This is a genomic window from Actinomycetospora sp. CA-084318 (assembly GCF_050955885.1).
Taxonomy (GTDB): domain Bacteria; phylum Actinomycetota; class Actinomycetes; order Mycobacteriales; family Pseudonocardiaceae; genus Actinomycetospora.
Window position 1 is genome coordinate 1,754,686 of record NZ_CP192098.1, and the last position, 19,165, is coordinate 1,773,850.

Annotated in this window: 21 protein-coding genes; 6 read left to right on the forward strand and 15 right to left on the reverse strand. The window is 73.9% G+C overall.

The window, feature by feature from the left end:
* The first annotated feature begins 72 nt into the window (after positions 1 to 72).
* Genes ACQPYX_RS08600 through ACQPYX_RS08615 form a run of 4 tightly spaced genes read left to right on the forward strand, consistent with a single transcriptional unit; the run spans position 73 to position 4,102 of the window.
* On the forward strand, positions 73 to 999 hold the full coding sequence (locus ACQPYX_RS08600; protein WP_433802476.1) for a VOC family protein: 927 nt from the start codon (positions 73 to 75) through the stop codon (positions 997 to 999).
* 1 nt (position 1,000) lies between these two features.
* Complete coding sequence (locus ACQPYX_RS08605) at positions 1,001 to 2,767, forward strand: FAD-dependent monooxygenase (RefSeq protein WP_433802477.1); 1,767 nt, start codon at positions 1,001 to 1,003, stop codon at positions 2,765 to 2,767.
* Positions 2,768 to 2,769: 2 nt separating this feature from the next.
* Positions 2,770 to 3,213, forward strand: a complete 444-nt coding sequence (locus ACQPYX_RS08610; RefSeq protein WP_433802478.1) for a nuclear transport factor 2 family protein — start codon at positions 2,770 to 2,772, stop codon at positions 3,211 to 3,213.
* A 28-nt stretch (positions 3,214 to 3,241) separates the two neighbouring features.
* Positions 3,242 to 4,102, forward strand: coding sequence for a fumarylacetoacetate hydrolase family protein (locus ACQPYX_RS08615; protein WP_433802479.1), 861 nt, complete (start codon positions 3,242 to 3,244; stop codon positions 4,100 to 4,102).
* On the opposite strand, the gene ACQPYX_RS08620 is transcribed toward ACQPYX_RS08615, so the two are convergent.
* From ACQPYX_RS08620 to ACQPYX_RS08655, 8 genes are all read right to left on the reverse strand, one after another.
* Positions 4,099 to 5,313, reverse strand: coding sequence for an acyl-CoA dehydrogenase family protein (locus ACQPYX_RS08620; RefSeq protein ID WP_433802480.1), 1,215 nt, complete (start codon positions 5,311 to 5,313; stop codon positions 4,099 to 4,101). The two genes, ACQPYX_RS08615 and ACQPYX_RS08620, sit on opposite strands and share 4 nt — an antisense overlap.
* A 58-nt stretch (positions 5,314 to 5,371) precedes the next feature.
* On the reverse strand, positions 5,372 to 6,697 hold the full coding sequence (locus ACQPYX_RS08625) for an MFS transporter (RefSeq protein WP_433802481.1): 1,326 nt from the start codon (positions 6,695 to 6,697) through the stop codon (positions 5,372 to 5,374).
* A 288-nt stretch (positions 6,698 to 6,985) separates the two neighbouring features.
* Positions 6,986 to 8,263: a sulfate adenylyltransferase subunit 1 gene (locus ACQPYX_RS08630; protein ID WP_433802482.1), complete on the reverse strand. Its 1,278-nt coding sequence runs from the start codon at positions 8,261 to 8,263 to the stop codon at positions 6,986 to 6,988.
* Entirely contained in the window at positions 8,263 to 9,171 is a 909-nt protein-coding gene (gene cysD / locus ACQPYX_RS08635; protein WP_433802483.1) for a sulfate adenylyltransferase subunit CysD, read from the reverse strand. Before cysD ends, ACQPYX_RS08630 begins: the two co-directional genes overlap by 1 nt.
* The gene (locus tag ACQPYX_RS08640) at positions 9,168 to 9,887 is read right to left on the reverse strand and encodes a phosphoadenylyl-sulfate reductase (RefSeq protein WP_433802484.1); all 720 of its coding nucleotides are present in this window, start codon (positions 9,885 to 9,887) and stop codon (positions 9,168 to 9,170) included. The genes cysD and ACQPYX_RS08640 overlap by 4 nt, the downstream gene beginning before the upstream one ends.
* Positions 9,884 to 10,012 carry an Insertion element protein gene (locus ACQPYX_RS08645; RefSeq protein WP_433802485.1) on the reverse strand — a complete coding sequence of 43 codons (129 nt, stop codon included), beginning with the start codon at positions 10,010 to 10,012 and terminating at the stop codon, positions 9,884 to 9,886. The genes ACQPYX_RS08640 and ACQPYX_RS08645 overlap by 4 nt, the downstream gene beginning before the upstream one ends.
* Positions 10,009 to 11,709 (reverse strand): nitrite/sulfite reductase, encoded by a 1,701-nt coding sequence (locus ACQPYX_RS08650; protein WP_433803695.1) that lies wholly within the window; start codon positions 11,707 to 11,709, stop codon positions 10,009 to 10,011. Before ACQPYX_RS08650 ends, ACQPYX_RS08645 begins: the two co-directional genes overlap by 4 nt.
* A gap of 183 nt (positions 11,710 to 11,892) precedes the next feature.
* A complete protein-coding gene (locus ACQPYX_RS08655; RefSeq protein ID WP_433802486.1) occupies positions 11,893 to 12,066 on the reverse strand; it encodes a putative leader peptide in 174 nt (57 codons plus the stop codon).
* A 70-nt stretch (positions 12,067 to 12,136) separates the two neighbouring features.
* Between ACQPYX_RS08655 and hemW the strand changes: the two genes are divergently transcribed.
* Together hemW and ACQPYX_RS08665 are read left to right on the forward strand one after the other, a co-directional pair.
* Positions 12,137 to 13,372 carry a radical SAM family heme chaperone HemW gene (gene hemW, locus ACQPYX_RS08660; protein ID WP_433802487.1) on the forward strand — a complete coding sequence of 412 codons (1,236 nt, stop codon included), beginning with the start codon at positions 12,137 to 12,139 and terminating at the stop codon, positions 13,370 to 13,372.
* Positions 13,372 to 14,226 carry an alpha/beta fold hydrolase gene (locus tag ACQPYX_RS08665; RefSeq protein WP_433802488.1) on the forward strand — a complete coding sequence of 285 codons (855 nt, stop codon included), beginning with the start codon at positions 13,372 to 13,374 and terminating at the stop codon, positions 14,224 to 14,226. Before hemW ends, ACQPYX_RS08665 begins: the two co-directional genes overlap by 1 nt.
* A gap of 52 nt (positions 14,227 to 14,278) precedes the next feature.
* Here ACQPYX_RS08665 and ACQPYX_RS08670 read toward each other — a convergent pair whose 3' ends face one another.
* From ACQPYX_RS08670 to ACQPYX_RS08700, 7 genes are all read right to left on the reverse strand, one after another.
* Positions 14,279 to 14,587, reverse strand: a complete 309-nt coding sequence (locus ACQPYX_RS08670; RefSeq protein WP_433802489.1) for a hypothetical protein — start codon at positions 14,585 to 14,587, stop codon at positions 14,279 to 14,281.
* Positions 14,588 to 14,696: 109 nt separating this feature from the next.
* Entirely contained in the window at positions 14,697 to 15,863 is a 1,167-nt protein-coding gene (locus tag ACQPYX_RS08675) for a hypothetical protein (protein ID WP_433802490.1), read from the reverse strand.
* Positions 15,863 to 16,249, reverse strand: coding sequence for a hypothetical protein (locus ACQPYX_RS08680; RefSeq protein WP_433802491.1), 387 nt, complete (start codon positions 16,247 to 16,249; stop codon positions 15,863 to 15,865). Before ACQPYX_RS08680 ends, ACQPYX_RS08675 begins: the two co-directional genes overlap by 1 nt.
* Positions 16,250 to 16,255: 6 nt before the next feature.
* Positions 16,256 to 16,897 carry a hypothetical protein gene (locus tag ACQPYX_RS08685; RefSeq protein ID WP_433802492.1) on the reverse strand — a complete coding sequence of 214 codons (642 nt, stop codon included), beginning with the start codon at positions 16,895 to 16,897 and terminating at the stop codon, positions 16,256 to 16,258.
* A 23-nt stretch (positions 16,898 to 16,920) separates the two neighbouring features.
* Positions 16,921 to 17,754 carry an EamA family transporter gene (locus ACQPYX_RS08690; RefSeq protein ID WP_433802493.1) on the reverse strand — a complete coding sequence of 278 codons (834 nt, stop codon included), beginning with the start codon at positions 17,752 to 17,754 and terminating at the stop codon, positions 16,921 to 16,923.
* A gap of 199 nt (positions 17,755 to 17,953) precedes the next feature.
* On the reverse strand, positions 17,954 to 18,127 hold the full coding sequence (locus tag ACQPYX_RS08695) for a hypothetical protein (RefSeq protein ID WP_433802494.1): 174 nt from the start codon (positions 18,125 to 18,127) through the stop codon (positions 17,954 to 17,956).
* A 93-nt stretch (positions 18,128 to 18,220) separates the two neighbouring features.
* Positions 18,221 to 19,009, reverse strand: a complete 789-nt coding sequence (locus tag ACQPYX_RS08700; RefSeq protein ID WP_433802495.1) for a HemK2/MTQ2 family protein methyltransferase — start codon at positions 19,007 to 19,009, stop codon at positions 18,221 to 18,223.
* Positions 19,010 to 19,165: the final 156 nt, after the last annotated feature.

Sequence of the window (19,165 nt, forward strand, 5' to 3'; positions counted from 1 at the left end):
ATTGCTTGATGGACTTCGCCCGGCGCACAGTGGTCGCACCCCCTCCGAACCCTCCGGCGGAAGGAGCCGACGATGGCTCTCCACGGTCTCGCCTCGGTGACGATCGGCGTCCCCGACGTCGCGGCGACCTCGGCGTACTACACGGACTTCGGGCTGGTCCCCGACGACGACGGGTGGTTCTCGACCACCGACGGCGGCCGCCAGCTGCGGCTCGTGACGAGTCCGCGCCGTCGCCTCGCGGAGCTCGTCGTCCGGGCCGAGACCCCGGACGACCTCGCCCGGATCGCGGGCTCGCTGACGACGCTCGGCGTCGAGCACCGTCTCGAGGGCGACGACCTGGTCACCGCGGAGCCGGTGTCGGGCAGCCGCGTCGTCGTCCGGGTCGCCCCGCGGCTGGTGCAGCGGCCGGCGCTGCCGCTGCCGCCCTACAACGGGCCGGGGCGCGTGGAGCGCCACGGCGAACGGGCCCCCGGCGTGGTGCGCGACGACCGCGTGCGGCCGACGCGCCTCGGGCACGCGGTGATGGGCAGCATCGACATGCCGGCGAGCATGCGGTTCTTCGTCGACGGCCTCGGGTTCAAGGTCTCGGACTACATCGGCGACCACGGCGCCTTCATGCGCTGCTCCGACGAGCACCACAACGTCCTCGTCCTCGCCGCTCCGGTGAACTTCCTGCACCACACGTCGTGGCAGGTCCCCGACGTCGACGAGGTCGGCCGCGGGGCGACCGCGATGCTCGACGGGCACCCGGACCGCCACGTCTGGGGCCTGGGGCGCCACCACGCCGGGTCCAACTTCTTCTGGTACCTGAAGGACCCCGCCGGCAACTTCAGCGAGTACTTCGCGGACATGGACTGCGACATCGACGACGCCCTGTGGACCCCCGAGGTGTTCCACGGCCGCGAGGGGCTCTACCGCTGGGGCCCGCCGCCCCCGCCGTCGTTCCTGGCGCCCGAGGACCTCGCGGACCTCATGGTCGGCAACCACTCGGGGCACTGACATGGACACCGTCGACACCGACGTCCTCGTGGTCGGGGCGGGGCCCGCCGGGCTCACCGCCGCCGCGCTGCTCGCCCGCGAGGGCGTGGACGCGCTGACCGTCACCAAGTACCCCGGCACCGCGCACTCGCCGCGGGCGCACATCACGAACCAGCGGACCATGGAGGTCTTCCGCGACCTGGGCATGGAGGAGGCCGTCCGCGCGGTCGCCACCCCGAACGAGCTCATGGGCGCGAACGTCTGGGCCACCAGCTTCGCCGCGCCGGAACTCGCGCGGCTGGCCACCTGGGGCACCGCCCAGGAGCGCCTCTCCGACTACGCCGCCGCGAGCCCGAGCGAGATGTGCAACATCCCGCAGCACGTCCTCGAGCCCGTCATCCTCGACCGGGCCCTCGAGCTCGGCGCGGACATCCGCTTCTCCAGCGAGCTCGTCGCGATCTCCCAGGACGCCGAGCGGGTCGAGGCGGTGATCCGGCACCGGGACACCGGCGAGGAGACCCGCGTCCGCGCGCGGTACGCCATCGGTGCGGACGGCGGTCGGAGCACGGTCGCCGAGCAGCTCGGCTTCGTCTTCGACGGCGAGTCCGGGCTCGGCGCGGCGGCCAACGTCTGGCTCGAGGCCGACCTGACCGCCTACACCGCCCACCGCCCCGTGACGCTGTACTGGATGTGCCGCCCCGGCAACGACTACTGGGTCGGCAGCGGCACCTGGATCTGTGTGAAGCCGTGGACCGAGTGGGTCCTGCTGTTCATGTACGACCCGGCCGAGGAGCCGGACCTGAGCGAGGACGCGGTCCGCGAGCGGGCCCGCGTCACGATCGGCGACGACGCGGTGGACATCCGGATCAAGGCCGTCAGCACGTGGCAGATCAACCACGTGGTCGCGCGGGAGTACCGGCGCGGCCGGGCGTTCCTCGCCGGCGACGCCGCCCACCGCCACCCGCCCGCCAACGGTCTCGGCACGAACACCTCGATCCAGGACTCCTACAACCTGTGCTGGAAGCTCGCCGCGGTCCTGCGCGGCGAGGCCGGCGAGGCCCTGCTCGACTCCTACGACGCCGAGCGGCAGCCGGTCGGACGCCAGGTCGTCGACCGGGCCATGCAGAGCGTCCGGGACATGGCGCCCCTCAGCGCGGCCTTCGGGTTCCGCCCCGACCAGACCGCCGAGGAGGGGTGGGCGGCGCTCGAGGAGCTCTCCGGCCCGACCGAGGCCGGACGGCGGCGCCGCGCGGAGCTGGCCTCGGCCGTCGAGCTGCAGAACTACCAGTTCAACGCGCACGGCGTCGAGCTCGGTCAGCACTACGCGTCCGGGGCCGTGCTCGACGACGGGTCCGCCCGGCCCGTACCCGACCGCGACCCCGAGCTGTTCCACCGTCCCACCACGCACCCCGGCGCCACGGTGCCGCACGCCCGGCTCCAGACCGGGACCCGCGCCCTGTCCACCCTCGACCTCTGCGGCGGCGGCCGGTTCACCGTGCTCACCGGCATCGGCGGCGAGGCGTGGTGCACCGCGGCCGAGGAGGTCGGCGCGGAGCTCGGACTCCGGGTGGAGAGTGCCGTGATCGGTGCCGGCCGGACGTACCTGGACGTGTACGGGGACTGGGCGCACCGCCGCGAGGTGGACGAGGACGGCTGCGTCCTCGTCCGCCCGGACGGCCACGTCGCCTGGCGCTCGCCCGCCGCGACCGATGACCCGGTGGCGTCCCTGCGCCACGCCCTGACCCACACCCTGGCCCGCGCCGGGCGTCCCGTCCCCGTAGGAGGCTGACCGTGTCCGTCCCCGTGACCACCCCGATGACCGACGAGGCGCGCAAGGCGATCGCGCTGGAGTACCTGAAGCGCCTCGACACCGGCCGCGACGTGCTCGACCTGTTCGACGAGCACGCCCAGGTCTTCTTCCCGAAGTGCCCGCTCGCCAACGGTCACGACGACATCGGTGCCCTGTTCGGGCGGGTCGGCGAGCTCATCGCCGCGATCAGCCACGACTATGCGTACTTCAACTACGTCGCCCAGGGCGACACGCTCGTCGTCGAGGGGACGTCCTCCGGCACGACGACGAGCGGGGCCGGCTGGCGGGCGGGGGTCACCCACGCCGGCCGGTTCTGCGACGTCTTCGAGATCCGCGACCACCGGATCCAGCGCCTGTTCATCTACCTCGACCCGGACTACGCCGACGCCGACGTCGCGCGCTACCCGTGGCTCGCCCGTTCCTGAGCTCCGCCCCGATCGAAGGAGAACCTCCGTGCGTATCGCCAACTCGGCCGGCCGCCTCGTCCTCGTGGACCCGTCGTCCGGCCCGGACGACCTGCGCGGGGTGGACGTGGAGACGGCCAGCGGTGGCCGCTTCCCGGCCGACCCGCAGGCGGTGTTCGACCGCTGGGAGGAGTTCCGCGCCTGGGCCGTCGACGCGGACCTGTCCGGCGCCACTCCGCTGCCCACCGACACCCTCGGGGCCGTGGCGCCCCGGCCACCCCAGGTGTTCGCGATCGGTCTGAACTACTCCGACCACGCCGCGGAGTCCGGGTTCGACCTGCCCGCCGAGCCGGTCGTCTTCACGAAGTACGCCTCGAGCTTCGCCGGCCCGGTCGGCGACGTCGTGCTCTCCGCCGGGAACGTCGACTGGGAGGTCGAGCTGGTCGTCGTGCTGGGACGGGGCGGCGCGCACGTGCCCGCCGCGCAGGCCTGGGACCACGTCGCCGGCCTGACCGTCGGGCAGGACATCAGCGACCGCACCGTGCAGTTCGCGAACGCACCGCCGCAGTTCGGGCTGGGCAAGTCGTTCCCGGGCTACAGCCCGCTCGGGCCCACGCTGGTGACGCCGGACGAGGTCCCCGACCCCGACCGACTCGAGCTCGGGTGCGAGGTGAACGGCACGAGCGTGCAGAAGGGCACGACGGCCGACATGGTCTTCGACGTCCCGACGCTCATCGCGAAGCTCTCCGCGATCGTGACCCTCCTGCCCGGCGACGTCATCTTCACCGGCACCCCGGCGGGCGTCGGTCAGGGCCGGTCCCCGCAGCAGTTCCTGCAGGACGGCGACGTGCTGACCTCGTGGATCACCGGCCTCGGGGCGCTGCGGCAGCGGTTCGTCGCCGCGACCTAGAAGTAGCCGTTGCGGGGGAGGTCCTCGCCGCTGATCGCGAGGCGGCCGAGGGCGGTGGCCCGGTACGACGCCGGGTTGTGCAGGCTCAGGGTGCGGATGTTGCGCCAGTGCCGGTCGAGGTTCTTCGCCCGGCTGGAGGCCGACGCGCCGCCGACGTCGAACAGCGCCGTCGCCGCGTCGGCCGCCACCCGGTCCAGGTGCACCTTGACCGCACTGGCGGCGACCGACGCCGCCCGGCCCACCTCCTCGGTCGGCTCCCCGGCACGGACCGCGTCCTCCGCGGCCTGCACGGCGTCGGCCGCGGCGAGGACGCCCGCCTCCGCGACCCAGGCCGTCGACACCAGCCGGCCGACGGTCTCCTGCAGGATCGGGTCGTCGACCGGCTCCGGCGCGGGCGCATGGTCGAACGTGCGGGTCCGCGAGCGCACGAGCGCCGCGGCGTCGGCCGCGACCGAGCGCAGGATCCCCGCCATCAGGGCCTGCAGGTAGAGCTGGAGGAACGGCACGTCGGCGGCCGCGCGCGGCTCGTGGCGCGGCCGGACGGTGAGGAACTCCTCGGGCGCTACGGGGACGTCGGTGAACCGCGTCGTCCCGGTCCCGGTGCGCGACTGGCCCATCCCGTCCCAGTCGTCGACCACCTCGACGCCCGGCCGGTCGACGGGCACGAGCACCGTGGCGACCCGGTCGCCCTCGACCCGCGCCGCCACCGAGATCCAGTCCGAGTACAGCGTGCCGGTGCTGTAGTACTTCACGCCGTCGAGCCGCCAGCCGTCGGCGGTCTCGCGCAGCGTCGTCGTGAAGTCGTGGTTCCCGGCGGCGACCGTGCCCGTCTCGGAGATCGCGTTGCCGAAGACCTTCCCGGCCCGCACCTCGTCGAGCCAGCGCTCGTGGCCGCCGCGGACGAAGCCGAGCGTCTGGCTGTAGTGCGTGCGCAGCACGTGCGCGACGATCGGATCGGCCTCGGCGAGGTCGATCACGAACGCGAGCAGCTCCCGGATCGACGCGCCCCGTCCGCCCCGGTCGACCGGCAGCGCGAGCGCGCCGAACCCGGCGTCCGCGACGGCCTTCACCTGCTCGAAGGGGCTGACGTTCGCGCGCTCCCGCTCGGCCGCGCCCGCTGCGATCCAGCTCAGCAGCTCCCGTCTTCCCGCGTGAGGGGAACCCTCGTGCTGCTGGAGCGCCCGGATCGTCCCCTCGCGTTCGGCCGTCACGTCGCTGCTCCGTTCGCCAGGGGAGGATTCGGTCGCCCCACCAGCGTGAGGGTTCCCCTCACGCGGCGGGGGAGGCGGCGGCGGGGGCCGGGACGCCGTCCCGACGACGGCTCGGGTCGGGTGCGAGCAGGGCGGCGGCGGTCGTCAGGACGGCGAGCCCGGCGTAGGCGAGCACGATCCACCATGGTCGTCCGTCGCCCGCGATGAGCAGCGAGGCGGCCACGAGCGGGGCGAACCCGCCGGCCAGGACGGACCCGATCTGGTAGCCGAGCGAGGCGCCGCTGTAGCGGACGCGGACGTCGAACATCTCCGCGAACCACGCCGCCTGCGGGCCGTACATCGAGTCGTGCACGACGTTGATCGCCAGCACCGCCGCCAGCACGATCAGCACGGTCGACCCGGTGTCGACGGCCGCGAAGAACAGCGCGAGCGCGACCGTCCCGCCGATCGCGCCCAGCAGGTAGGGGCGCCGGCGCCCGATCCGGTCGGACAGGACCGCCCAGAGCGGCGTCGTCACGAGCCCGATCGCCGACACGATGACGACGGCGGTCAGACCGGCCGTCGAGCCGCGGCCGAGGGTCTGCGTGATGTACGTCAGGCCGTAGGTCGTGATCAGCACGTAGAGCCCGATCTGCGAGAGCCGCAGACCCGTCGTCAGGATGACCGCCCGCGGCGCCGTGCGCAGGACCTCGACGACGGGCAGCTTCGCGACCTGGCGCTCGGAACGCAGCGTCGTGAACTCCGGCGCGTCCTCGAGGCGCAGGCGGATGACCAGACCGATCACGACGAGCACCGCACTCGCGAGGAACGGGATGCGCCAGCCCCAGGAGAGGAAGGCGTCCTCGGAGGTCGTCGCGCGGACCAGGAAGAGCGAGCCGGTCGCGAGCAGCATCCCGGCGGGCGAGCCGATCTGGGTGAAGCTGCCGTACCAGCCGCGGCGGTGCGCCGGGGCGTGCTCGGCCGAGAGCACCGCGGCGCCGCCCCACTCCGCCCCGACCGCGAACCCCTGCACGAGGCGCAGCACCACGAGCAGGGTCGGGGCGAGGGCACCGATGCTCGCGTAGGAGGGGAGCAGGCCGATCAGGGTCGTGGCGGCGCCCATCGCGATCAGCGACGCGACGAGCACGCTCTTGCGCCCGATCCGGTCGCCCAGGTGGCCGGCGACGACCGCGCCGATCGGGCGGGCGCCGAACCCGGCGGCGTAGGTGGCGAAGGCCGCGAGGGTGCCCGCCGTCGGGCTGACCGAGGGGAAGAACAGCGTGTTGAACACCAGCGCGGTCGCGGTGGCGTAGAGGTAGAAGTCGTACCACTCGATGGTGGTGCCGACCGCGCTGGCGAGGGCGACGCGGCGCGGGGTGTGCGCCGGCGTGGCGGTGCTGGTCACTCGGGTCTCCGGAGGTCGGTGGGGGAGCGGGGCAGCCCTACCGACACAGGGACGAGGCGACCAGCAGCAGGTCGATGTGCTCACGCACCACGAGCAGCCAGCCGGTCATCGCGGCGACGGTAACGGGCGGTGCTTCCCGGCGCCCCCGACCGTCGCGAGGGTCACGTCAGGCAGCGTCCGACGCGCCCGCGCCTGCGTCATGTGCATCTCGCGACGCGGGGTCCGTGCACGAGCGGCCCCTTCGGTCGAGGAGACCGACCGGAGGGGCCGTTCGCTGCGCGGTGAGACCTACGCGTCCACCGGCGTCGTCACGAGCGGCCGCCCGACGAGGCCCGCGGCGAGCGTGTCGCCCGCCTGCGGGTCGATCACCAGGAACGAGCCGGTGGCCGCCACCGTGTCGTAGTCGTCGAGCGGCAGCGGCTCGGCGACGGTGACCGCGACGTGGCCGATGTCGTTGATCTCGAGCGTGCCGGGGTCGGCGTCGAGCGCCAGGGTCTGGATGTCCAGCCGGTCCTCGACAGCGGTGATCATGGCCTGCACGGTGTGGGTGCCGTGCTTGACGAGCAGCCGCCGTCCGGGCGTGAGCGGCTTGTCGTGCAGCCACGCGAGGGTCGCCGTGAACTCGGTGACCGGCTCGGGGGCCGACCCGGCCGCCACGAGCACGGCGCCGCGGGCGATGCCGAGGTCGTGCGCGAGCCGCAGGACGACGCTGTCGCCGGCGGACGCGGAGGAGAGCGACGACGTGTACCGGTCGATCCCCTCGACGGTGGTGCACTGGCCGTCCGGCAGCACGACGACCTCGTCGCCCACCGACACCGATCCCGCCGCGACGAGGCCCGCGTAGCCGCGGTAGTCGGGGTACTCGGCCGAGCGCGGCCGGATCACGGTCTGCACCGGGAACCGGAACGGGGCGTCGTCGTCGGGACCGTCGACCGGCACCGTCTCGAGGTGGTCGAGCAGCGTCGGGCCGTCGTACCAGGGCGTGCGGTCGGAGGCCAGGACGACGTTGTCGCCCTTCTTCGCCGACACCGGGATCGTCACGACCGCGTCCTCGCCGTACCCGAGGGCCGCGGTGTGGTCGAGGAACTCCTTGGCGATGGTCAGGTAGGTCGCCTCGTCGTAGTCGACGAGGTCGATCTTGTTGACGGCGAGCACGAGGCGCGGCACCCGCAGCAGCGCCATGACCGCGGCGTGCCGGCGGGTCTGCTCGACGACGCCGTGGCGGGCGTCCACGAGCAGCACCGCGAGCTGCGCGGTGGACGCGCCGGTGACGGTGTTGCGGGTGTACTGCACGTGGCCGGGGGTGTCGGCGAGCACGAACGACCGGCGCGGCGTCGCGAAGTAGCGGTAGGCCACGTCGATCGTGATGCCCTGCTCCCGCTCCGAGCGCAGGCCGTCGACCAGCAGCGACAGGTCGGGCTCGCCGTCGGCGCTCTTCGACGCGCGCTCGACGGCCTCGAGCTGGTCGGCCAGGACCGACTTGGTGTCGTAGAGCAGCCGCCCGACGAGCGTGGACTTGCCGTCGTCGACCGAGCCCGCCGTCGCGAGCCGCAGGAGATCGGTCATCAGAAGTAGCCTTCCTTCTTACGATCTTCCATGGCGGCCTCGGAGAGCCGGTCGTCGGCGCGCGTGGCACCGCGTTCGGTCAGCCGCGACCCGCGGACCTCGGCGAGCACCTCGTCGAGCGTCGTGGCCGTCGACTCGACCGCGCCGGTGCAGGAACCGTCCCCGACGGTGCGGTACCGGACCGTCTTCGTGATCACCTGCTCGCCGTCGCGCGGACCGCCCCACGGACCCGACGTCAGCCACATGCCGTCGCGGGCGAAGACGTCGCGGGTGTGCGCGTAGTAGATCGACGGCAGGTCGATCGACTCGCGCTGGATGTAGCGCCAGACGTCGAGCTCGGTCCAGTTCGACAGCGGGAACACGCGGACGTGCTCGCCCGGCTTGTGGCGCCCGTTGTAGAGGTTCCACAGCTCGGGTCGTTGCCGCGAGGGCTCCCAGGCGCCGAACGCGGTGCGCAGCGAGAAGATGCGCTCCTTCGCGCGGGCCCGCTCCTCGTCGCGCCGGCCGCCGCCGAACACGGCGTCGTGGCGGTGCTCGGCGATCGCGTCGAGCAGGGGAGTGGTCTGCAGCGGATTGCGGGTCCCGTCGGCGCGCTCGGCCAGGCGGCCGTCGTCGATGTAGTCCTGCACGCTCGCGACCTCGAGCGTCAGCCCGTAGCGCTCGACGACCGCGTCGCGGAAGGCGATGACCTCGTCGAAGTTGTGCCCGGTGTCGACGTGCAGCACCGGGAACGGGATCGGCGCAGGCCAGAACGCCTTGTGGGCGAGGTGCACCAGCAGCATCGAGTCCTTGCCGCCGGAGAAGAGGATCACCGGGCGGTCGAACTCGCCGGCGACCTCGCGCATCACGTGGATCGACTCGGACTCGAGGACGTCGAGCTGGTCGGTGGTGCTCAGCGTCGCGGTCATCCGTGCAGCCCGCACTCGGTCTTGGTGAAGCCCGCCCAGCGGCCGCTGCGCGGGTCGGCGCCCGGCGCCGGCTTGGCCGTGCACGGCCGGCAGCCGATCGACGGGTAGCCCTCGCCGACCAGCGGGTTGACCAGCACCGCGTGGTCGGCGATGTAGGCGTCCATCTGCTCGTCGGACCAGTGCGCGATCGGGTTGACCTTGGCCAGTCCGTGCTTCTCGTCCCACGTCACCAGCGGCGTGTTCGCGCGGGTGGGGGCCTCGACCCGGCGCACGCCGGTGACCCAGGCGTCGTAGAGCGCGAGGGTCTTCTTCAGCGGCTCGACTTTTCGCATGGTGCAGCAGGCGCCGGGGTCGCTCGCGAAGAGATCCTTGCCGAAGCGCTCGTCCTGCTCGGCGACGGTCAGCTCCGGGTGCGCCTCGACGATGTTCACGCCGTAGACCTGGGCGACCGCGTCGCGGGTGCCGAGGGTCTCGGCGAAGTGGTAGCCGGTCTCGAGGAACAGCACGTCGACGCCGGGGCGGGCCTCGGCGCCGAGCTTGACCAGCACCGCGTCCTGCATGTTCGAGGCGACGATGAGCCGCTCGCCGTACGTCGCGGCCGCCCAGGCGAGGATGTCGTGGGCGAGCTCGACGTGGTCGGTCGAGTCCTCGAGTGCGGCGAAGCGCTCGCCCGCCGCGAGGGCGTCGGCCCTGGTGGCGCTCTCGGTGCTGGTCATACGGCCACTCCCGTGACGACGAAGGTGCTGCGGCAGTCGGCGCACTCCCAGGCGTTCTCCGGCGTCTCCCGGGGGCGCAGGTCCTGCTCGCCGCAGTAGGGGCAGTACTGGATCGCCAACCTCACTGGAGTCGGCTTTCTTCCGCCCGCAGGACCCACTGGGCGAAGCGCTCGCCGTCGTTCCGGTCGGAGACGAAGGCCCGGACCAGGCGCTCGACGTACGGGCCGAGCTCGGCGGAGAGCACCTTGTGGCCGCGGAGCTTGCGCCCGAAACCGGAGTCGAGGCCGAGCCCACCGCCGAGGTGGACCTGGAAGCCCGCCGCCGGGTTGCCGTCGGCGTCGTTGACGATCTGGCCCTTGAGGCCGATGTCGGCGACCTGCACGCGGGCGCACGAGTTCGGGCAGCCGTTGAGGTGGATCGAGATCGGCGTGTCGAGCTGCGGCGCGACGTCCGCGCACAGCTGCTCGAGCTCGGTGACGAGGTCGCCGGCCCGGTTCTTCGTGTCGACGAACGCGAGCTTGCAGAACTCCAGGCCGGTGCAGGCCATCGTCGAGCGGCGGAACACGCTGGGGCGCGCGGGCAGCCCGAGGTGGTCCAGCGCCGTCGTCAGGGTGTCGACCTTCTCCTCGGGGACGTCGAGGACGACGATCTTCTGGTACGGCGTGAGGCGGATGCGGGTGGACCCGACGTCCTCCGCGGCCTTCGCGACGCCGACCAGCGTCGAGCCGCTCGTCCGGCCCGCGGGCGGGGCGACGCCGACGTACTTGCGGCCGTCGACCTGGTCGTGCACGCCGACGTGGTCGATGGTGCCGGCGATGGTCTCGGGCGCCGGCCCGTCGATGAGCTTCCGGTGCAGGTACTCGTCCTCCATGACCTGCCGGAACTTCTCCGGGCCCCAGTCGGCGACGAGGAACTTGATCCGCGCGCGGGTGCGCAGGCGGCGGTAGCCGTAGTCGCGGAAGGTCTGGACCACGGCGTGCCAGACGTCGGGCACCTCGTCGAGCGGCACCCACGCACCGAGGCGGACCGCGAGCTTCGGGTTGGTCGAGAGGCCGCCGCCGACGTACACGTCGAAGCCGGGGCCGTGCTCGGGGTGGACCACGCCGACGAAGCTGACGTCGTTCACCTCGTGCGCCACGTCCTGCTGGCCCGAGATCGCGGTCTTGAACTTGCGGGGGAGGTTCGACAGCGACCGGTCGCCGATGAAGCGCTCGACGATCTGCTCGACGGCGGGCGTGCCGTCGATGATCTCGTCGGCGCTGATCCCAGCGACGGGGGAGCCGAGCACGACGCGCGGGCAGTCGCCGCACGCCTCGGTCGTCTGCAGCCCGACGGCCTCGAGCCGGCGCCAGATCTCGGGCATGTCCTCGATGCGGATCCAGTGGAACTGGATGTTCTCGCGGTCGGTGACGTCGGCCGTGTCGCGGGCGAAGGTCTGGGAGATCTCGCCGATGACCCGCAGCTGCTCGGTGGTCAGCCCGCCGCCGTCGACGCGGACACGGAGCATGAAGTAGGAGGCGTCGAGCTCCTCCTCCTCGACGTGCCCGGTGTCGGTGCCGGGGAAGCCCTCGGCGCGCTGGGTGTAGAGGCCCATCCAGCGGAACCGCCCGCGCAGGTCGGCCGGGTCGATCGAGTCGAACCCGCGGTGGGCGTAGATGTTCTCGATGCGGGCCCGCACGTTGAGCGGGTTGTCGTCCTTCTTGGACTGCTCGTTCTTGTTCAGCGGCTCGCGGTAGCCCAGCGCCCACTGGCCCTCGGCCTTGCCCTTGCGGGCGCGCTTCGGGGCGGCCTTGACGGGCTTGTCCTCCACGTCACCGCGCATGCCGACGGAGGTGGTCTCGGCGTACGACTGCTCGGGCGTCGTGGCACCTTCGCTGGACGGGGCGCTGGTCATCGGTGGTGCGTCCTCCGGGGCGCAGGCGCGCGCGACGACCCGGGGTGGGCCCGCGCGCACCCGCTGACGATCGTGGTGGTGGTTGCCCTGGGCGGGCGTCAGCGGCGTGCCTCAGCAGGCCGGGCAGAGTGCGCTGGCGACGCGCGCGAGGTCGACGTGGGGTCGACCGACGAGCATCGGGTCCAGTGCACGCACGAGGTCGAGCGTGCCATGTCGTGGGGCACGATTCCACCGGCGGCTCTGTGGGGTGCCCCTCTCCCCCTCATGGCCCGTCATGGCCCCCATGGCAGCAAAGCGTCGTTGCTGTCATCCAGTGGCAGGGAAGCCACATCCTCGACACGCGCACAATGGACGGATGCCCTCCGTGCCGCCCGGCGGCGAACCCGCCCCGGCCGACGGCTCGCTCCCGCCCGGCGCGCTCGACGGGCTGGGGACGCGCCCGTTCGGCGTCTACGTCCACGTGCCCTTCTGCGCGACCCGCTGCGGGTACTGCGACTTCAACACCTACACGGCCTCCGACCTCGGGCTGACCGGCACCGACGACCCCGCGAGCCCTGCCAGCTGGCTGGAGGGCCTCCGTCGGGAACTCGACCTCGCGACCCGCGTGCTCGGCACGCCCCCGCCCGCCGACACGGTCTTCCTCGGCGGCGGCACGCCCTCGCTGCTCGGCGCCGAGGGGCTCACGGCCGTGCTGGACGCGATCCGCGGGACGTTCGGCCTCGCGGCCGGCGCCGAGGTCACCACCGAGGCCAACCCCGAGTCGACGACGCCGGAGATGCTCGCCGCGATCGCCGACGCCGGGTACACGCGGCTCTCGCTGGGCATGCAGTCCGACGTCGACCACGTCCTCGCCGTGCTCGACCGCCGCCACACGCCCGGTGCTGCGGTGTCGGTCGCCCGGGCCGCTCTGGACGCGGGCCTGCGCCACGTGAACCTCGACCTGATCTACGGCACGCCCACCGAGACCGACGACGACCTCCGCCGCTCCCTCGACGCCGTGCTCGCCTCCGGCGCCGACCACGTCTCGGCCTACTCGCTCATCGTCGAGGACGGCACCGCCCTCGCCCGCCGCGTCGCCCGCGGCGAGCTGCCGATGCCCGACGACGACGTCCTCGCCGACCGCTACGAGATCGTCGACGACGTCCTCGCCGCCCACGGCCTGGGCTGGTACGAGGTGTCGAACTGGGCGCGCACCGACGCCGCCCGCTGCCGGCACAACCTCGGCTACTGGTCGGGCGGGGACTGGTGGGGCGCCGGCCCGGGCGCGCACTCCCATGTCGGCGGGGTGCGCTGGTGGAACGTCCGCCACCCGGCCCGCTACTCGAAGCAGCTGGCCGCGGGGGAGTCACCCGCGGAGGCGCGCGAGCTGCTCACCGCAGCGGACCGCCACGTCGAGCAGGTGCTGCTGTCCCTCCGCACGGTCGAGGGGCTCCCTGCGGGCGTTCTCGACGACCGCGGGCGCGCCGCGGCCGAGCAGGCGGTCCGGGACGGTCTGCTCGACGACGGGTGCTGGGCCCGCGGGCGGGCGGTCCTCACGCGCCACGGGCGCCTGCTCGCCGACGGTGTCGCCATCTCGCTGACGGGGGACTGATGCAGCTGCCCGACCCGGTCCGGATCGCGCTCCCGGACATCACCCTCTCCGTGTACGACGTCGGGTCGGGCCCGGCCGTGCTGCTCCTGCACGGCTTCCCCGACCGCGCCACGCTGTGGACCGCGCAGATCGAGTGCCTCGTCGGGGCCGGGTACCGCGTGCTCGCACCCGACCTGCGCGGCTTCGGCGACAGCGACCGTCCCTCCGACGTGCGGGCCTACCGCCTGCGCCACTCGGTGGCGGACATGGCGGCGCTGCTGGGGGAGCGGGGAGTGGACTCGGCCGTGGTGGTCGGCCACGACTACGGCGCCGCGGTCGGCTGGGCGCTCGCGATGTCCAGCGACGCGGTGCGCGGCTACGTGGCCCTGTCCGTCGGGCACCCCAACGCGTTCCGCGCCGCGGGGCTCCGGCAGCGCGCACTGTCCTGGTACATGCTGTGGTTCCGTGAGCCGGGCGTCGCGGAGGCGGTGCTGCCCGCCGACGACTGGTCCTTCCTGCGCCGCTGGGCCCACCCGGGCACCGAGGACGACGACCTCGTCCGCACCCACATCCGCGACCTCTCCCGCGAGGGCGCCCTGACCGCCGGCCTGTCCTGGTACCGCGCGAACGTCGACCCGCGGACCTTCGTCGACGAGCACCCCGTCGACCTGCCGCCGGTCACCTGCCCGGTGCTGGGACTGATCGGCGCCGAGGACATCGCGCTGGGCGAGGCGCAGATGGCCGGCTCCGGCGCGTGGGTCACCGGCGGCTTCGAGTGCGTGACGCTGCCCGGGGCGGGCCACTGGCTCCCCGCCCGGCACGCCGACGCCGTGAACGAGCACCTGCTGGCGTTCCTCGGCCGCCTGCCTGCCTGAACGAACGGCACTCTCGCGCGCTCTATATGCGCGAGAGTGCCGTTCGGGCAGGTCAGGGCGCGCCTGGACCCAGCGCCCCGGCGTCGCCCGCCCGGTACTCCGCCGCGGTGGCCCGCAGCGCCCCGCCGACCGACGACAGGCCCGCCGCCTCCTGTCCGATCGCGGTGATCCCCTCGGCCGCCTTCGGGTCGTACTGCGCGGCGAACGTGCGGCCCTGCTCGTCGTCACCGGCCACGTCGCCGAGCCCGGCCAGGGTCGACCGGAGGGCCGCCACCGCCTCCGCGGCGATCCGCCCCGCCTCGTCGAACCGCGTCGCCGCGGCCTCGAGGTCCTCGGGCCGGGTGCCGAATGCGCCAGTCACGACGCCGAGGGTAGGAACTCCGGCCGGTCGTCAGGGGCGGTTTCGACGAAGTGGCCTTTCCTGTCACTGGATGCAAGCAGTGACGCTTTGCTGGCACTCGCCAGAGAGCTCACGGCCAGAAGATGCTCCCCTCGTCGAACACGAACCGGATCGACGTGGGCAGCTCGAGCCCCTCGGCCTTGGCCCGCAGCACGGCGGCGAGCAGGCCCTTGCCCGCCTCGTCGACGTCGAGCGCGATCATCCGGCCGTCGACGACGAGGTCGCCGCCGCCCTGCCGCGCCAGCCGCCCGCTGCCCTCCAGCACCGCGGCCTCCACCGACGACGCCGACGACACCTCGGGCACGGTCAGCTCCACGAAGCGCCCCCGGTCGGTCGCGTCGGACCGGACGAGGGCCCCGGCGTCGGCCCGCGCGTGGACGCTCATGCCCTCGGACTCGAGCAGCCGGGCGGTCGGCACCTGCTCCGGCGAGAACGCGGCGCCCGGCGACTCGTGCACGCCGGGGCGGAACAGCGGGCCGAGGGCACCGCGCGACGCCGGGTCGAGCGCCGCGGAGATGCGGCCGTCGAGCGCCCCGAGGTCGTCGGCGAGCCCGGACGGCGCCGCCGCGGGTGCCGGACGGGACACCGCTCCCGCGAGCCCGCCCGAGATCCCGCCCAGCACCCCGCCGAACGCGCCACCCGCCGCCGCGGCCGCCCCGGCCTCGTCGAGCGAGTACCCGCCGCGGCCGAACGCCTCGACGCGCAGCGGCTGCGCCACCGCCAGGTCGACCACCGCCGCCTCCACGGCACCGAACACGGCGCCGACGACCACGCCCCCGAGGATCGCCGCGGCGGTCGACGAGAGCTCCACGCCGATCGCCGCCGCGGCGGCCACCAGACCCGCGCTCACCGCGCCGGCCGCCGCGGCCGACGTGCCGAACGTCAGCCAGGCGAGCCCCACCCCGGCGACGAGCGTCGCGCCCGCCGTCACCGCCAGCTCCGTGACCCGCGTCCGCGCGTCCTCCACCGCGTCGGCGAAGCGGGTCAGCGCGATCCCGAGGGCCCGGCAGCCGGCGGCGTCGTCGCGCAGGGCGGCCTCGTGCGCGGTCCAGGTGGAGGCGAACCGGTCGGCCGCCTCGCCCGTCCACGTCGCGCGGGCCTGGGCGGCGCCCGACCACCCGACCTCGCGGGCCCGGTCCAGGTCCGCCGCCGCCCGGTCCCACGCGCCCGCGGCCGCGCGGAGCCGCTCCGGGTCCGCCGCGGGCCACCACAGGCCGACCTCCTCGACGACGTCCATCACGCCGCCCGCGCGGTGATGATCTGACCGTGCGCGGCCGTGATCACGACGACCGCCGCGCCGGTCAGCGTCCAGGTCTCGCTGCGCTCGTCGTAGGTCGACGTGGCCGGGTCGGCCAGCGTGCGGGCGATCGCGTCGAGCGAGACGGCGGACCAGTCGATCCGGTGGAAGCCGAAGTAGCGGTTCCCGCACAGCAGCGCGGAGGTCTCCGCTCCCCGCGGGAAGATCCGGACCACCTGGTCCTCGGCCGTGCCCGGGCCGCAGATCTCGGGTGGCTCGCCGAGCGCGGACGGGGCGCCCACCACGACACCCACGACGACGAGCACGGCGACGACGAACGAACGGATCACGACGGCCTCCCAGGACGACGAGGCCGTGTCGATCACGGTCCCTCATCCGCTTGGAGTGCCGCCGCCCCCGATCGGTTCCCACGAATTCCCGGCGCCCTCGATCAGGGTCGTGATCCGCACCCACGACGGCGCGGTGGGCGTCGACCCGAACCCGAAGCGCACCGGCGGCGAGACCGGCCGCAGCGCCCCCTGGTCGACCCCGTCGAACGTCGTCGTCGCCGCCTCGATCCGGCGCAGGTCCCGCGCGCCGTAGTACTCGGTGCGGCCACCACCCGCGCTGCCGACGGTGCGCACCCCGGGCAGCACCCGCCGGGCGATCGCGTCGATCGTCGCGATCCACGGCGGGGCGGTCGCGAGCCGCCACGGCACGGCGCGCAGCAGCACCCCGAGCGGGGACCGCCCGCCGAGCACGAAGCGCGAGGTGAGCGGACCCGCCGTCAGGAAGAACTCCGGGCCGACCGACCGCAGGTCGACGGGGACGTGGCGCACCTCGTCGAAGGTGTAGGTCGCGCCGACGAACTCCTCCACGGCGGTCGAGGGGGCGAGCAGGAGGCGGTGCCCGTCCGGCCGCTCGACCATGACGTCGGTGAACGTCCCCAGCGGCGACGAGGGCCAGTGGCCGATCACGTAGCGCAGCCCGGACGCCGTGCCCAGCCCGCCGATCCAGCCGTCGAAGCGTTCCACGGCCGCGGGGTGCCCGACCGCGCCTACAGATCCACCAGCACGATCCCGACGACGACGACCGCGGCGGCCACCGTCCGCCGCCACCCGAAGCGCTCGCCGAGGAAGAGCGTGCCGATCACCGCGCCGATGACGATGGACGTCTCGCGCAGGGCCGCGACCGCCGCGGTCGCCCCGCTGGTCTGCGCGACCAGGACCAGCCCGTACGCCGCCAGCGACACCAGCCCGCCGAGGAAGCCGACCGCGAGCGAGGACCACGGCACCCGCGCCAGCCCCCGGCCCCGCCGGACGACCGCGAGCACGGGCATCACCGGTCCCTGCACCAGGAACATCCACGCGGCGTAGACCGCGACCGGCGTGGTGGCGACCGCGGTCGCGTCGACCAGCGTGTAGCCGGCGATGAACAGGCCGGTCGCGACGGCGGCGCCGAGCGCGGGCAGCGCCGCCCGCGTCAGCCGCCGGCCGTCGAGGGCCAGGCTGACGAGTCCCAGCGAGATCACGGCGACACCCAGCAGCTCCCACCAGGGCAGGCCGCCGCCGAACAGCACCTCGTAGAGCGCGACGACCCACGGCGCCGTCCCGCGGACGACCGGGTAGACCTGGCTGAACTCGCCGAGCTGGTAGCTCGCCCACAGCAGCAGCGTGTAGCCGACGTGCAGCCCCGCGGAGACCAGCACGAACGGCCAGGCGTGGGCGGGCGGCGGACCCAGCACGAGCGCGGCCCCGCCCCCGACGACGACGTAGGACAGACCGATGAGGGCGAAGCCGACGAGGCGGTCGGCGACGCCGTGGGCGATCGCGTTCCACGTCGCGTGCAGGACCGCGGCGAGCAGGGTGAGGGCGATGACGGCGGGGGACACCGGGCGGCTCCTGGGCGTCGGCCCGCACACCGGGTGCGGGCACGTCGGAACTGGAGCCCTCGGGGTTTCTCTCCCGTCAGGTGTCGGCCGTGGGCCGTGGCGCCGCTCGGTCCAGACCCCGGATCGCCCTGGTTGTGGATCAGGTGGCGGGCGTCGGACGGAACCCTAGGCGCAGGCAGGGGCCAGCCTACGGCTCCGGCTAGCGCATCAGCCCGCCGAACGTCATGTACTTGTGGCCACGCGCGGCCAGGCTGATCATCACGCCGCCGACGACGGCGAGCACCGCGCCCACGGCCGGATGGCCCAGCACGAACGAGGTCATCGCCCCGGCGAGGACGGCGATGACGAGGACATCCCGGAGCCAGCGCAGCACGTCGGACCCTTTCCCGTACGGACGACGGGCGGACCGTAACCCGTCGTCGGGCGGGTCGGGGCGCACGCCACCCGGACGGGAGGTCCGGCGTGTCTACGCGCTCTCGCGCGCCGACGCGGCCAGCGGGCGCCGCGCCCGCACGACGACGAGTTCCTCCGTCCGCTGCCCCGGCTCGATGAGACCGCGCTGCTCGAGCAGCTCCGCGCGGGCGGTGAACACCGGTCCGAACGGGTGCTCGCAGCGGGCGGCGACGTCGGCCTCGAGGCCGTGCGCGGCCAGTTTCCGGAGCGTCGTCGTGACCCCGTTGATGGCCGAGTGCACCAGCAGCAGGCAGCCGCCGGGGGCGAGGACCTGCGGGGCGGAGTCGATCACGCGGTCGACGACGGTGCGGCCGTCCAGCCCACCGTCGAAGGCGCGCATCGCGCCGCGCGTCGGCAGAGAGGCGTCCGCGGCGGGGACGTACGGCGGGTTCGAGACGACGAGGTCGTACTGCTTGCCGACGACGGGTGCGGCCAGGTCGCCCCGGTGCAGCCGGACCCGACGGCGCAGCCGACGCGCGTTGGTCCACGCGCTGGCGAGAGCGCGCCGCGAGACGTCGACGGCGGTCACGTCCGTGCCCGGCACCCCGGCCGCGACCAGCGAGAGTGCACCGGTCCCGGAGCAGAGCTCGAGCACGCGCCGCCCGGGGAGCGACTCGTGCAGTTCCCGGACGAGCACGTCGGCCAGCAGCCAGGTGTCGCGCTGCGCGGGGTAGACGCCCGGGCCGCGCAGCACCGGCAGGTGCGCACGGGTGCCGTCGGCGGCGTGGATCGGGACGATGACGTCGGGCACGACCGGCTCGGGCTCGGTGGTGGTGCGCGGGGTGGGCAGGGAGATCGACATGCGCATGCTCCTCGGCGGGCACGGGGACGGCCACGTTCGGCACGACTGACACGGACGCGTGACGGCGGCCGGGAAGGACCGGCGGCCGGGCGTCCCCGATGCACAGCTGCACACTCAACCGCCGGGGACGGAGGTGAGCGGGTGTTACCCGCTGGT

Bases quoted from the DNA above. Each gene is read 5' to 3' on its own strand.
- ACQPYX_RS08605 (WP_433802477.1), top strand. From the start codon at position 1,001: ATGGACACCGTCGACACCGACGTCCTCGTGGTCGGGGCGGGGCCCGCC.
- ACQPYX_RS08630 (WP_433802482.1), bottom strand. From the start codon at position 8,263: ATGACCGATCTCCTGCGGCTCGCGACGGCGGGCTCGGTCGACGACGGC.
- ACQPYX_RS08650 (WP_433803695.1), bottom strand. From the start codon at position 11,709: ATGCGCGGTGACGTGGAGGACAAGCCCGTCAAGGCCGCCCCGAAGCGC.
- ACQPYX_RS08600 (WP_433802476.1), top strand. From the start codon at position 73: ATGGCTCTCCACGGTCTCGCCTCGGTGACGATCGGCGTCCCCGACGTC.
- ACQPYX_RS08675 (WP_433802490.1), bottom strand. From the start codon at position 15,863: ATGGACGTCGTCGAGGAGGTCGGCCTGTGGTGGCCCGCGGCGGACCCG.
- ACQPYX_RS08665 (WP_433802488.1), top strand. From the start codon at position 13,372: ATGCAGCTGCCCGACCCGGTCCGGATCGCGCTCCCGGACATCACCCTC.
- ACQPYX_RS08640 (WP_433802484.1), bottom strand. From the start codon at position 9,887: ATGACCAGCACCGAGAGCGCCACCAGGGCCGACGCCCTCGCGGCGGGC.
- hemW (WP_433802487.1), top strand. From the start codon at position 12,137: ATGCCCTCCGTGCCGCCCGGCGGCGAACCCGCCCCGGCCGACGGCTCG.
- ACQPYX_RS08700 (WP_433802495.1), bottom strand. From the start codon at position 19,009: ATGTCGATCTCCCTGCCCACCCCGCGCACCACCACCGAGCCCGAGCCG.
- ACQPYX_RS08655 (WP_433802486.1), bottom strand. From the start codon at position 12,066: ATGGGGGCCATGACGGGCCATGAGGGGGAGAGGGGCACCCCACAGAGC.
- cysD (WP_433802483.1), bottom strand. From the start codon at position 9,171: ATGACCGCGACGCTGAGCACCACCGACCAGCTCGACGTCCTCGAGTCC.